The 13,632-nt window shown below is 34.7% G+C and carries 11 protein-coding genes; 6 read left to right on the top strand and 5 right to left on the bottom strand.

Annotated features, from left to right (window positions below):
* The first annotated feature begins 567 nt into the window (after positions 1 to 567).
* Positions 568 to 1,179: an HU family DNA-binding protein gene (locus A4V03_RS19730; protein ID WP_065540076.1), complete on the top strand. Its 612-nt coding sequence runs from the start codon at positions 568 to 570 to the stop codon at positions 1,177 to 1,179.
* A 170-nt stretch (positions 1,180 to 1,349) separates the two neighbouring features.
* Here A4V03_RS19730 and A4V03_RS19725 read toward each other — a convergent pair whose 3' ends face one another.
* From A4V03_RS19725 to A4V03_RS19710, 3 genes are all read right to left on the bottom strand, one after another.
* On the bottom strand, positions 1,350 to 2,903 hold the full coding sequence (locus A4V03_RS19725; RefSeq protein WP_065540075.1) for an ATP-binding protein: 1,554 nt from the start codon (positions 2,901 to 2,903) through the stop codon (positions 1,350 to 1,352).
* A gap of 605 nt (positions 2,904 to 3,508) precedes the next feature.
* Positions 3,509 to 5,503 carry an MAC/perforin domain-containing protein gene (locus tag A4V03_RS19715; RefSeq protein ID WP_065540074.1) on the bottom strand — a complete coding sequence of 665 codons (1,995 nt, stop codon included), beginning with the start codon at positions 5,501 to 5,503 and terminating at the stop codon, positions 3,509 to 3,511.
* A gap of 208 nt (positions 5,504 to 5,711) precedes the next feature.
* A complete protein-coding gene (locus tag A4V03_RS19710) occupies positions 5,712 to 6,614 on the bottom strand; it encodes an alpha-1,2-fucosyltransferase (RefSeq protein ID WP_065540073.1) in 903 nt (300 codons plus the stop codon).
* 97 nt (positions 6,615 to 6,711) lie between these two features.
* Between A4V03_RS19710 and A4V03_RS19705 the strand changes: the two genes are divergently transcribed.
* Positions 6,712 to 7,581 carry a glycosyltransferase family 2 protein gene (locus tag A4V03_RS19705; protein WP_065540072.1) on the top strand — a complete coding sequence of 290 codons (870 nt, stop codon included), beginning with the start codon at positions 6,712 to 6,714 and terminating at the stop codon, positions 7,579 to 7,581.
* Between the two features lie 111 nt (positions 7,582 to 7,692).
* On the opposite strand, the gene A4V03_RS19700 is transcribed toward A4V03_RS19705, so the two are convergent.
* Positions 7,693 to 8,676 carry a glycosyltransferase family 2 protein gene (locus tag A4V03_RS19700; protein WP_065540071.1) on the bottom strand — a complete coding sequence of 328 codons (984 nt, stop codon included), beginning with the start codon at positions 8,674 to 8,676 and terminating at the stop codon, positions 7,693 to 7,695.
* Between the two features lie 124 nt (positions 8,677 to 8,800).
* Positions 8,801 to 9,763 (bottom strand): glycosyltransferase family 2 protein, encoded by a 963-nt coding sequence (locus tag A4V03_RS19695; RefSeq protein ID WP_065540070.1) that lies wholly within the window; start codon positions 9,761 to 9,763, stop codon positions 8,801 to 8,803.
* A gap of 190 nt (positions 9,764 to 9,953) precedes the next feature.
* Here A4V03_RS19695 and A4V03_RS19690 point away from each other — a divergent pair, with 190 nt between their 5' ends.
* The 4 genes from A4V03_RS19690 (at position 9,954) to A4V03_RS19675 (ending at position 13,628) form a co-directional block, all read left to right on the top strand.
* Positions 9,954 to 10,793 (top strand): glycosyltransferase family 2 protein, encoded by an 840-nt coding sequence (locus tag A4V03_RS19690; protein WP_065540517.1) that lies wholly within the window; start codon positions 9,954 to 9,956, stop codon positions 10,791 to 10,793.
* Positions 10,794 to 10,798: 5 nt separating this feature from the next.
* Positions 10,799 to 11,896: a glycosyltransferase family 4 protein gene (locus A4V03_RS19685; protein WP_065540516.1), complete on the top strand. Its 1,098-nt coding sequence runs from the start codon at positions 10,799 to 10,801 to the stop codon at positions 11,894 to 11,896.
* 21 nt (positions 11,897 to 11,917) lie between these two features.
* Positions 11,918 to 12,754, top strand: coding sequence for a glycosyltransferase family 2 protein (locus tag A4V03_RS19680; protein WP_065540069.1), 837 nt, complete (start codon positions 11,918 to 11,920; stop codon positions 12,752 to 12,754).
* Positions 12,755 to 12,827: 73 nt separating this feature from the next.
* The gene (locus A4V03_RS19675) at positions 12,828 to 13,628 is read left to right on the top strand and encodes a glycosyltransferase family 2 protein (protein WP_065540068.1); all 801 of its coding nucleotides are present in this window, start codon (positions 12,828 to 12,830) and stop codon (positions 13,626 to 13,628) included.
* The last annotated feature ends 4 nt before the right edge of the window (positions 13,629 to 13,632 follow it).

Here is a 13,632-nt window from a genome sequence, read left to right as displayed (position 1 = left end):
GTGTAGGGCGGTTATTATGACACAAATATACTGTAATTATTCCATACAAACAAATTCAAAACCACTTATTCCATCTTTGCCACTAGAAAAGATTTTTTGTTTTCATTTCTCATAGATTTCAGATAAAGCATAGTCTATCAAACAGATAGATTATGAGAAATACTTTTCCGGAATGGCATTTCTCATACTTTTTTCCACTTTACTCCTCAATATCCGCCTATTTCTCATTGTATTTCAATGCATTTCTCATAGCCTGCCATCATCCTTTTCTCATTTGCCAGCCAACCTTACCTTATATAAAGCCTAACTATCATTTATATGAAAACAATTAAGCATTTACTTGTTTTACACCTGATATTGTCGTATCTTTGAAGAAACATCCCAACCGTTCCACTCCAGTGCACAAAACCGTCCACTACAGTAAAAAGTTCTGTCTACTAGAGTGCAAGGTTCTATCTACTGGAGTGGAACGATAGAGATGTCGGTAAGAAAATAAAATAATGAAGGCAAGATAAAACGCCAACATCAGTAACATAACATATAAACCACCATTAAATTAGAACAGCAATGGCAATACAATTCGAGTTTTATAAGAATCCCCAACCGGTAAAAGAAGGGGAAGAACCAAGTTACCACCCCCGTGTGGTAAATTTCCAGCATGTCACCACCCAGAGACTGGCAAGAGAAATCCACATGGCAACTACTTTCGGGAAATCAGAAGTGGAAGCTATGTTAATGGAGCTAAGCAGATGCATGAGCAACCATCTGCGCGAAGGAGAAAGAGTACACTTGGATGGAATCGGCTATTTTCAAATCACGCTGCAAGCTACCGAACCCATACACTCGCTTACCACCCGCGCGGACAAAGTAAAACTGAAATCCATCAGTTTCCAGGCTGACAGGGATTTAAAAAGTTCATGCATGGCCACACACCTGCGACGTTCGAAATACAAACCGCATTCCGCCTCTCTCACAGAAGAAGAAATCGACCGGAAACTCACGGAATATTTTGCAACGCATCCCGTACTGACCCGCAGCAACATGCAATCACTTTGTTGCTTCACCCAAAGCATGGCCAGCCGCCAAATACGCAGACTGAAAGCAGAAGGCAAGTTGCAGAATATCGGAAAACCTACACAGCCTATTTATGTAGCAGGGCCGGGACACTATGAGAAATAAACTCCGGCGAGTATGAGAAATAAGCAAAATCAGCGTCATTTTGCGGAAAAACTATGAGAAATGCCATTCTAGAAAAGTATTTCTCATAGCCTATCCGCTTGATTGTCTTGATTTTGTATGAAATCTATGAGAATATGAGAAATGAAAATAAAAAATACGCGTCAGAGGCGTCAATTTTCCACCAACCACTTCTCAATATTTCTCGTTTCAGTACTAAAGTTTATACCAATCTTAAAAAGTTTTCGTGAATCCGTTTCAAATGGTCGGGCATAGTGTTTGTCATTGATCTGCTGCAGAGCTTCTTCCGCCGTACCATTCAATTTAAATTCCATGATGTAGATGAACTTGTCGGTCTGTAATATCATATCCACACGGCCTTCACTTGTATGATATTCTGCTTTTACATAAAAACCTAACAACTTATATACAATATAAAGTACATTCTGATAATGCAACTCCAATTCGCGTGCAAGTTCGTATGGAATATCGGAAAAGAAACTTTGCAGGCGACGGAAAAAAGATTCGTAATCGCCGGCACGTACCTCACGAACAAAATTCCGAATCTCAAAAGGAGCTTCCACTTTATCCACATTCGCGTAATAAGGGAGCAGAAAACGAACAAAACCTTCCTCCACCTCACGATTGGGAAAACCTAAACGATAAATATCAAACTCCTCATTATACCCTTTAATAGTAAGGTACCCGCTCTGATAGATTACCGGAATAGGATTGGTAGATTCAGAATCTATACTGTTCAGTACCTGTTCATCGGTTTCTTCATGAGCCATCCGATGAAGGTCGTAATTATGTTTCTTCAGCAACTCCACCAAATAAGTGGGAGTACCCGTTTCAAACCAGTAGCTTTTAAACTCATTCCTATCAAAAGCCAAAAGCAGACTGAAGGGGTTGTACATTCCTTTGGAATTGTGCGTAAAATGATAACCATCATACATTTCTTTCAACCGGGCACATACCTCTTCATACGTCATTCCCCGCGCATCTGCAAATTCATGGAGCTCAGCACCTAGGTTATCATATAATTCCTGTTCGCTCACGCCACAAATATCCACATACTTATTCCACATTGAAATGTCATTCAGGTTATTCAAGTCACTGAACACGCTAACCTTACCGAACTTGGTAACTCCCGTCAACATAGCAAACTTAATACAGCCGTCCTGACTTTTTAATGCACCATAGAAAGCTTTCAATGTATTGCGGAAACTCTTTTGCAAAACATCATCACCAATAGCCTGCAACATCGGCTTGTCATACTCATCCACAAGAATAGCCACACGCTGTCCTTCCTGTCGGCAGGCACGTTTAATAATCCCTTCAAAACGCATCGCTAAGGATCTCTCCGAGGGCTCCGCACCATATATCTTCTCCCATTCCACCAATGCCCCGTTGAGCTTGTTCTCCAAACTTTCCGGAGTATCGTATTTTTCCGTATTAAGATCAAGATGTAAAACGGGATATTTTACCCAATCTTTTTCCAGTTTCTCCATAGCCAGCCCTTCAAAGAGCTCCCGCTTTCCTTGAAAGTAGGCTTCAAGCGTAGAAATGAGCAGACTTTTGCCAAAACGGCGCGGACGACTCAAAAAATAATAGCTTCCGGTTTTCACCAATTGATAAACCAATGCTGTTTTATCAATATAAAAATAGCCACCTTTACGAATTTTTTCAAAGTTTTGCACACCAATAGGGTAAATCTTGCTGCTCATATTTCATTGGATTTAGTTTACATAACACAAATATATACAGAAATATCTATATTGTAGCAATTTATACAGGGAAAGAATTATAAAATTAAGATATAGCACATTAAACGCAACATCAAAGTCGTGGTTCATTATCCAAAATCAGGAGGACATAAAATCTATTTCTCCACCGATCTTGACATGTCGGCCAAAGACATCATCGAATACTAACATACACGATTCCAGATTGAGTTTTGTTTTCGGGATTCCAAGCAGTTTACCGGACTCAATAATTGCCAGGCAAGGGACTTGAGAAAACTCGACTTCGCTTTCAATGCTTCACCGGCATCGGTAAGCATCGCAAAGGTCATGCAGAAACAATACTATCCGCCGGTTTCCATCGGACTGCTAAAGACCTATCTGAGTAATATTTATATGCTCAAAAGATTTTTTAGCAAGTCCGGTATGAAACCGAACAGAAATTTTAATGCTAAGCTTATCAAAGAACTATTTGGCATAGTGGCAGAAGCCGTTTAGCTGATATGTTGAATTTTTAGCGGACTATTATATTTATACAAAACAAGACTGGAGCATAACTTTTTATTCCATCAACATGAAGTAATTATAAACTACCTCCATTGCATAGGAATATATTGCTTATTCAAATTATACCCTGTTACATATTTCCAAGTATTATTACGTCCAAGTACGTCATTATTTATAGCCACAAAGACAACATCAAGAAAACCATTATTATCAATATCATACAAGCAACAACCTGCTCCCCCACCCCTTTGGCAAGGAGATAGACTTGTCGGTAGCCAAAATGCATCAGACAATGGAGAGTAAGAAGCTCCATATTTATCTATATCGGGGAGCACTCTATAAACAAATCGATTGGCGCTTCCTTCTGGAGCATCAAGAGCCATAAATATAATATCTAATGTTCCATTCCTATCAATGTCACCAACAGCAACACCCGCACCTTCTCCCATATGTCCCACTCCTGATATTCCATACAAAGGAGAAAGACTTTGATAATTACCAAAAGAACTTAAATCATAAGCAATCTGGTACCTAAAATTATTCATTTCTTCCGGATCGTCATAAGTCATTAATAACAAATCAAGGATTCCATTTCCATTAATATCACAAATATCAATGTCTGCTCCATCATAGCAATCTCCCATAGCCGGAGTCGATTTTATTGAAGAGACAGAAGTATAACTTCCATCGATATTCAAATCATACACCACTCTATAACAAAGTCCCGCAGGTCCCTTTGCAGGTTTATCAGCACACAATAATATTAGATCAGGCTTTCCATTTTTATTTAAATCAGAAATAGCCACACCTCCACCAGAGTTATCGTGCCCTACTGCCGGAATGGAATAAACGCCAGACTGTCTTGACGAAAATCCATTTTCATCTAAATCGAATAATATTCTATACCAGAAAGAATTTACCCCAGCAGGATCATCTACCCCCATAAGCACCATATCCGGTTTACCATTACCATCAATATCCCCAATAGCAACTCCTCCACCTGCATTTACATGACCTAATCCAGATATTGTGCGTAAACCGGAACTTGTAGGATACAAGGTAACCGATTTCAACTCCTTACTTCTTACATAACTATTGATATATGTTTTTAAAGCTTGACTTTTTACAGGATCGGCAACTAATTCATATATCGGAATAAAGGATTGAATACTATTATCAACATCAATAAACTTAGGAGTAGTATTTTTGATTGTTGCACTCCATTTAGAAAGATCTACAGTTGGTGCCTTCTCTGGATCCAAAGTTCCTAGCAAACCCACAAAAGGATCTCCACCAACTGTAGAATAATATAACGACTGTTCTCTATTATTCGTAGCTAAAGAGCTATCATAATGAAATTTAGCTTCTATGTTGAATATCTTTGCTAAAGAAACTCCCATACTTGCATCAACATTTTGTTTCTTTGAAGTATTAGTAGACTTAGCCATCAAATAAACCTCGAGTTTTGCTCCGACATATATATCTTTCAAAACGTGAGTACCATACATTTCAACAATTTGAGCAGGAGTATACGTCGAGACTCTATTTATAAACTGTGGAGTAAGATACCCACGTAAAACCTCTAAATCCACTTCTGTAATTCTATATCTACTATCAACATACTTTTGATTAAAGTATGCAAAAGAATAATCTGAACTATAAGAATTATTTCCACCAAACGCAACATTTAAAGAGCCTCCCGCTATTGCTTTCACAAAGCCTGGTTCATCTATTTTTATTGATGTAGACATATTAGACGTAAATTCATAAACATCTTTACCAGAGACATAACGAGCATCAGCCTTTCCCAAATTATAAGGTTGAATAAGATTATCTACCTCAAGTTTACTTATATCGAGAACAATTGCCCGACTAGCATTTGGGTCCAAATATTGGTTCGTAATATCATAACCATGTCCTAAAACATCATATTTTCCATCTCCAGCCTCACCTCTTGTAGTTGCATTTATCAACGAAGTTCCATCATTATTATCACAGGAAATCAAAGAAGAATCCCCTTGACAAGCTATCAAACTCAACAACACGAAAAACAAACCACCCGAAATCTTTTTTTTCATTATATATAGTATCAACAATTAATTACACAAGCATCATAAATAATAATCAACACCAAACAATCCATCATTCGTTTTAAACAACAGTTCTTACTGATTACTTATAGAGTAGTCGCAACTCGAATACAAAGATAAGTTTTTCAAGCAGAAAAGCACTTATCTTCATAAAAAAAATACAAGATTTAGCAAAACCTTTTATCCATTCATTAACCTATATAAAAACCGGATTCTGAAATAATATTTTCCAATATTGTTGTGTTTCATCATTATATAAAACTACATACTTATCAGGAGCGTCTACTAATAAAGCTCCAAATTTCCCTAAAGTACCCTTCGTTGTTATTTGATGTTTACAATGAGCTAACAAATACAAATCCATATAACCTTTATCAGAACCATTTATGTCAACCACTTCCGCGCAATTTTTCACAGGAAGCCTTGGCAATAAATCCATTTTAACCCATTCTGGCTCATCCGAAAAGAAATAAAAATAAGGTTTATGCAATTTCTCTTTAAAGAAAGCCGTAGCACTTATAAAATAATCAAGTGAAGCCGGCGCTCCATAAGAAGAAACTTCTTCCTTTAAATCTCCTCTTCTGACATGAACTCCAACAGAATCTATGCGCTCCTCTATTTCTATACATTTTATCTGACTAGCTGCATCAAGGACACCATCAACCATTCTATATAAAGATTGAAAAGTTTCAAGCCATTGCTTTGACGGGAAATGATAATATCCTCCTAAATATATAGGCGGAACCAACCTAAGGAAAGACATATCATTGGTACGAATATCCCCATCATTACCTGCATAAAAATATTCCTTTTTATATATATCCACTTCCACTTCTGACGCTTCTTCAAACTTCAAATATGGGAAAGCCTTCAATAGGTCAAAGTTCCTAACAAACTCATTATTTATATCCAATCCCCATTCTTTATAGAAAGTCAAATCATAACACACTGAAAAACCTGCCTTACGATATAAATATCCTAATAGATATTGATGCATCTGCGAGCAAACACCACCGTCCATCAAAACTACGACTTTAGATCGCAACAGCCCTCTATTTAGCAGACATCTATAAATATTCCTTTTTAAATCACCAAACATATTTTAAAAGCATTAACTTTAATTCGTATGAATGACAAATATATGTATATTTGCAAATATACAATCAACATAATATATAATTTTATAGGATTAGAACATGACTGCTCCATTATTAAGCATAATTACCGTAAACTACAACAACAAAAGTGGGCTTATCAAAACTTTAAATAGCATCAAAAATCAAGAAAACGCCTTTTTTGAACATATCATTATTGATGCAAATTCTACAGATGGCAGTACAGACGAAATACAACTATATGAAAAAGAAGTTACATATCCGTTATATTGGATATCAGAGCCTGATAACGGCATTTATGACGGAATGAACAAAGGAATAAAACAAGCTCATGGAGAGTATCTATTTTTTTTAAATTCCGGAGATATTCTAGCAAACAACACCATATTACAAAAGATAGATCTAGACGGTAATAAATATATATATGGTAAAATACTATATATATTATCCGAAAAAGACCACAGATATATTACTCCATCTAAAACATTAGATATCGTTTACCTTCTTAAAACAGCATTACCACATCAAGCCTGTTTCATTCACCATTCTTTATTTCAGAAACAACTATATAATACCGAATACAAAATTATATCAGACTGGATACATACAATAGAGAGTGTCATTTTTGCCGAATGCAGCTACAAATATATAGATATTACAATAGCGGAAGTAGACGGGAATGGAGTTAGTGCCAATCAAGAAAAATTAATGGAAGAACGAATAAGATGGATCAAAAACAAGTTTCCTAAAGCCATATTAGACGCATTATCTGAACTATATGAGTATCGTATTTCCGAACTTGCTCCTTTCATACAACCAATATCGCAAACAAAAAAATTCAAAAAAAGAATTGGGAAATTATTATCATTCCTTCTAAAAATCAACAATCTTGTTTCTCACAAAAAAAGAAGAGAACAAAACAGAAAAGAAATATGGACTCCCTTCAACTAAGGTTCCTAATTCCTCTCCTTAAATATAGTTAATAGAACTTTCAAATACACTAACATTTATAATAACTCAAAGAGCACTGTTTATTCCCAAAATATCAACACTTTAGCATATCTATATCTTACCTTTTCGTATATAGTATCTTAGCCTCAAATTTCCCCACAAAATAGAAAACCGATAAGTAAACACAACTCTTAATTCACGCTTAGACATTGTCTGCCTCAAATCTGGAAAACATTTCAAATCGTGTATTATTCTATTCATATCTTCTTTCAAATTGTGCATCTTCCGCCAAGCTATTTTCTGAAAAGTATTTCTGATATGAAAAAATGCCAAATCTTTTTTCATGAAGTCAATTACCCCCTTTTGAGTAAGATAGAGTTCTAACCAATTTCTATAAAATTCAAAATTTGCAAATTTACCATCATCAAAACTACAAGAATGAGAAAGTGAAAAATCCCGAATATTGTAATCCAAAACAACATATTTTATAGAAACAACTTTCTTTGAACGTATAAGCAATTGCGCACTCCAAATCACATCTTCCCCAAAACAGATATCAGGATAGACCTCCATAGGAATGCCCAACAACAATTCACGTTTATGAAATTTAGACCAAACACTCCAATAAGCTTTATTATTTAATATCTGTTTAAGATAGTCTATCCCAGACATACTTGAAAAATCAAAAGATGAAGACATACAAAAGGTACCGTCTAAATAACAAAACCGAAAAGGAGCAACTACAATATCCGCATTAGTAGCTTCCGCTTTATCCAACAAATATTCTATTGCTTTTTCATGTAGACAATCATCACTATCCAAATATTGTACATATTTTCCCTTAGCTATTTCCAAACCTTTCTTCCTTGCCAAAGCAGGACCTTCATTTTTTTGTTTCAAACCAATTATACGCTTATCCAAATCCACATATCTATCTATTATCAATGATGTATTATCAGTACTTCCATCATTTACAATAATAATTTCTATATTTGTATAACTTTGCCGTATTATACTTTGAAGACATTTCTCCAAAAAAGTTTCCCCATTGTAAACCGGAACAACAATAGACACAAGTGGTAGTAATCTATCCATATTACTTATATTATCAACATTTAAAACACACAATATGGCAGCTCTATTCTAACTGCATCCCCCATCTCAATTTACACACATTATCAACACCTAAACACCAAATTCGACCATCTGCCTATCTTAATCAGGAAAAATGCCGCCAATAATATATTGGCCAAAAATAAACAATTTTTCTTATTCGTTTACGATAAAAAGTTTCTAACTCTTGAGAAGGTAATTTCAATATTGTTTTAAATTTAGCTCTCATATGTCTTATTGGCTTCTGAAAACATCTTGGCTTCGTCAAAAGAACAAACTCTTCAAAAGCTGAAAAACATATACGAATAAGCCTATTCCTTGCTTCCAATAATTCCTCTCCTTCAAACAACAAATATTTCTCTATAAACTCTATCCGAGAAAATTCCGCCATAAAATAATGATATCGATTCAGAGGGGTAATTAAATGACAAATACTGCTATTACGCTCTACATAATGATAAAACACTTTATCAACCCAAACCACTTGCTTACATTGTAATATCCACATATGCATCACAATTCTATCTTCATAAATATTATTTTCCGGAAATTTAAACTCTGAAAAGACTGTTCTTTTAAAAAGCTTTGTACAAGACGAACAATTCAATTTATCCCACATCATGTCTTTTAATACATCTAACGATGAACGTACATATATTCGTCCAGTATTCTTACCACACCTATCAATTCGCCCATCCAAATATTCAGTCTGAAAATTAGAATAGACAATATCAACATCATTACATTTTATCACCTCCAATAACTCCTCATACATATTGCATTCGATATAATCATCACTATCGACAAAACCAACATAGGGAGCTGAAGCAATATCCAGCCCTGCATTACGAGCTACAGATGCATTGGCAACTGGTAGATGAAGAACTTTTACACGAGGGTCTAAAGACATATACCTATCACACAACGCAGCAGAACCATCACTTGATTGATTTTCTACTAGAATAATTTCTATATCTTTCAAAGATTGATTACGAATTGAATCAACACACCTAGGTAGATACTCAACTGTGTTATGAACAGGAACAATTACACTTACTAAACAATCCATTCATTTATTATATAAAACATTATATTCAGCAAATATACATAAATCCCCACTACACTACATAACAAAAGCAATAAAAAGCATCTTTCCCTATTAAAAATAACTAAAGCACTCTTAGCAATTTTATCATATAACAAATCTACAAATTCAATTCATTATTATTATATTTGCAGACACATTTAAATAAATGATTATGCCTCAACCTACATTAAGTATAATAACTGTAAATTTCAACAATAACAAAGGACTAATAACAACTCTGAATAGTATAAGGAATCAGTCGTTTAAATCTTATGAACATATCATTATTGATGCGGGTTCAACAGATGGAAGTAAAGAAACAATTATAAAATACAGTAAAGAGACTTCTCATTTGACCTATTGGGTATCAGAAAAAGATAATGGAATATACGATGGAATGAATAAAGGTATAGCACATGCTTCTGGAAAATATTTATATTTTCTCAACTCTGGAGACTGCCTTATAAAAGATGTTTTAACATGTATTCCTTTTGATGGAACTCAATATATATATGGCAATATAAAAATCATACCAACTAACGAAGCACCTTGGATATGGAAATATCCTGACGTTTTCGACACATTCTTTCTTGCAAACTCAAAAGGATGGATTTCACAACAAGCTTGTTTTATCCACCATTCACTATTCATAGAACAAAAATACGATACTAACTATAAAATTATATCAGACTGGATACATGCAATCGACTCTATTATCTTAAAAAAATGTAGTTATAAACACATACCATTAACTATTGTTGAATACGATGGTGGAGGTGCAAGTTCAAATTATGAGAAAACGTGGGCAGAACGCAACAAATGGATAGAACAAAACATAAATAAAATCTTCTTCAAATCATTCTTAGAACTTGAAGCTTTCAGAGAAACCGGACTCAGCGATTTAGTTCCATTATTAAATAAAACTCACAAGTTCAAAAAACGTATAAGAAGAATCATCCTATTTTTATATTACATAAATTCTTTTTTTTCATTTCATAAACCAAAACAATAATGACTATGAAATCTCCTTTTATTATATATGACTACCAAATATTCGAAATGCAACGCTTTGGCGGAATTTCACGTTATTTCTGTGAGATAATTAAAAGAATCTCAGCAAAACATAAAATCACCGTACGATATTCCATCAATTATTACCTTACTAGTTGGATGCTGGAAAGAAGTTTAATATTATTACCCAGATTCATCTACAAGCGATATCGTTCTTTTTTTCAAAAAAAGAATCACAACATAACAAAAAAACTTCTAAAAACAAGTGGACCATATTTACTACACCCTACATACTATGATCCATATTTCTTAGATTATATTGGAGAAAACCCATACATCATTACCGTACACGACATGATTCACGAAAAATTTCCACAATATGTAACAGATGCAAACATCACAATAAATCATAAGAAAGAGGTTATAACACGTGCAAATCGAATTATAGCTATTAGTGAAAACACAAAAAAAGATATTATTGAAATTTTCAATATTAATCCTCAAAAGATAGACGTTATCTACCATAGCACAAGTATGAAACACTTTTCAGGAAAACATAAATTACAGATACCAAAAAGATTTCTATTATTTGTGGGCGATCGCACCCCTTATAAAAACTTCAAACGCTTTATGGAAACATTCGCCCAAATTCATGAAAAAGACAAAACGCTATTTGCAATTTACACAGGAAGTAAATTAAAAAAAGACGAGCAAGAAACGCTTACTAATATGGGTATACTCGAATATACAATTCATATAAAGGCTTCCGACCAGGCCCTTAGTGAATTATATTCTAGGGCTCTATTATTCGTATATCCATCTCTTTATGAAGGTTTTGGAATTCCTATTTTAGAAGCCTACGCATGCCACTGTCCAGTAGCACTTAGCAACACTAGTTGCTTTCCTGAAATAGCAGGCGAAGCTGCTATATATTTTGATCCATACTCTATTAACTCTATGTTTGAAGCTATCACAAAAATAATATATAATGAAGACCTACGTTCTCAATTAATCCGTTTAGGCGATGAACGTTTAAAACGATATTCATGGGAAAAAGCAGCCCAAAAAACAGAAGAGGCTTACCTAAAGGCCATACATTCATAACCAATCTACAGCCCTACATATATGAACGGACCAATACTTAGCATAATCACTGTAAACTTTAACAACAGCCATGGTTTACTCAAAACATTAGAGAGTGTAAATTCACAATCATTTTCATCATATGAACACATTATTATTGATGCTGGTTCTACTGACGGCAGTATAGAAATAATCGTACAATACAAAAAAGCAAACCCTCATCTAAGTTATTGGTCTTCAGAACCTGACAAAGGAATATATGACGGTATGAATAAAGGCATTGAACATGCAAAAGGACAATATCTATATTTCCTTAATTCCGGTGATTGCTTAAGCCAAGACGTCCTTTCTAAAATACACTTTGATGGTACAGAATACCTATACGGAGACACCATTTTATTCTATAAAAGGAAAACTAAAAAAAGGACATATCCAGATACACTTGACCTCATATATCTATCAGACAATTCACTACACCACCAATCATGTTTTATACATCACACCCTATTTAAAGACAAAAGATATGACATTAATTACAAAATCATATCTGATTGGGCACATTGCTTCCAATGCCTCATAATTGAGAACCACACTTATCGTCACTTACCATATATTATATCTGAATGCGATGGAAGAGGCATAAGTTCCAATGGGAAAGCACTTAATCAAGAACGCACATTATGGTTTCAAAACACTTTCCCAGCAACACAGAGCAAAACATTCATAGACTGTGCCGCTCTAGACCGCTCTGGATTTAGAGATATCATTCATATTTTAGCAAATACACACAAGTTTAAAAAACGAATGAAAGCCCTCATTCTATTTTTATATAAAATAAACAATCTATTCTCATATAAACACAAACATACAAGAAATTAAATCCCTAAATAATTGCTATTCTGAGGATAGTAATGTATATTTGCACATTTATTCTTCGTTAGATATTCGGAATATGAAAAAAGAAGTCACAATATCGCTAATCATTGCTACATACAATTGGCCGGAGGCTTTGAGACTCTGCCTGAAGAGCATTTTAAAACAGACGATATTGCCTACTGAAATTATCATCGCGGATGATGGTTCTGACGAAAGAACTGCAAAACTCATACATGATTTTGCACAAAAAGTTTCTTTTCCAATATTTCATGAATGGCACGAAGATAAAGGATTCCGTAAAACGATTGTGTTGAATAGAGCTATACGAAAGGCTTCCGCCCCTTACATCATTCAAATCGACGGAGATATTATAGCCACTCCTCATTTCATTGAGGATCATATACGTATGGCTGAAGAAGGGTGTTTTATCAGAGGGACTCGAGCGAACCTTAATGCCCAAACAACTGTATCTATACTTGATAAAGAGAAATTATCAATAACTAATAAACTCCGGTTAATAATGAAGCAACCGACAAATGCCTTACGGTTTCATCCTAGGATCGCGCAGTTTGCAACCCGCAAAGAACTATCAGGAAGAAGAGTGAAGGGTTGCAATATGTCTTTCTGGAAAAAAGATCTTGTTGCTATTAATGGATACGACAACAACTTGCAAGGATGGGGACATGAAGACGAAGAACTAAGCTGGAGGTTAGTAAATCTAGGCAGACAGAAAAAAATCATTAAATTCTCTGCTATCGCCTATCATTTATATCACAAACAGCTTTCCCGAAAAGAGGAACCTCACCACCGGGAGTTTATGCAGAAAATTAAAGAGGAAAAAATAACCAGAACGAATAACGGACTTGAAGAAATCTAACGTA

Origin of the sequence: Bacteroides caecimuris (assembly GCF_001688725.2) — a bacterium.
GTDB classification, from domain to species: domain Bacteria; phylum Bacteroidota; class Bacteroidia; order Bacteroidales; family Bacteroidaceae; genus Bacteroides; species Bacteroides caecimuris.
Note: the sequence above shows the minus strand (reverse complement) of the source record. Positions and strands in the feature narration are given on the sequence as shown.

What these genes read in the sequence shown, in the direction of transcription:
- A4V03_RS19730 (WP_065540076.1), top strand. Translation starts at nt 568, where the DNA reads ATGGCAATACAATTCGAGTTTTATAAGAATCCCCAACCGGTAAAAGAA.
- A4V03_RS19725 (WP_065540075.1), bottom strand. Translation starts at nt 2,903, where the DNA reads ATGAGCAGCAAGATTTACCCTATTGGTGTGCAAAACTTTGAAAAAATT.
- A4V03_RS19715 (WP_065540074.1), bottom strand. Translation starts at nt 5,503, where the DNA reads ATGAAAAAAAAGATTTCGGGTGGTTTGTTTTTCGTGTTGTTGAGTTTG.
- A4V03_RS19710 (WP_065540073.1), bottom strand. Translation starts at nt 6,614, where the DNA reads ATGTTTGGTGATTTAAAAAGGAATATTTATAGATGTCTGCTAAATAGA.
- A4V03_RS19705 (WP_065540072.1), top strand. Translation starts at nt 6,712, where the DNA reads ATGACTGCTCCATTATTAAGCATAATTACCGTAAACTACAACAACAAA.
- A4V03_RS19700 (WP_065540071.1), bottom strand. Translation starts at nt 8,676, where the DNA reads ATGGATAGATTACTACCACTTGTGTCTATTGTTGTTCCGGTTTACAAT.
- A4V03_RS19695 (WP_065540070.1), bottom strand. Translation starts at nt 9,763, where the DNA reads ATGGATTGTTTAGTAAGTGTAATTGTTCCTGTTCATAACACAGTTGAG.
- A4V03_RS19690 (WP_065540517.1), top strand. Translation starts at nt 9,954, where the DNA reads ATGCCTCAACCTACATTAAGTATAATAACTGTAAATTTCAACAATAAC.
- A4V03_RS19685 (WP_065540516.1), top strand. Translation starts at nt 10,799, where the DNA reads ATGAAATCTCCTTTTATTATATATGACTACCAAATATTCGAAATGCAA.
- A4V03_RS19680 (WP_065540069.1), top strand. Translation starts at nt 11,918, where the DNA reads ATGAACGGACCAATACTTAGCATAATCACTGTAAACTTTAACAACAGC.
- A4V03_RS19675 (WP_065540068.1), top strand. Translation starts at nt 12,828, where the DNA reads ATGAAAAAAGAAGTCACAATATCGCTAATCATTGCTACATACAATTGG.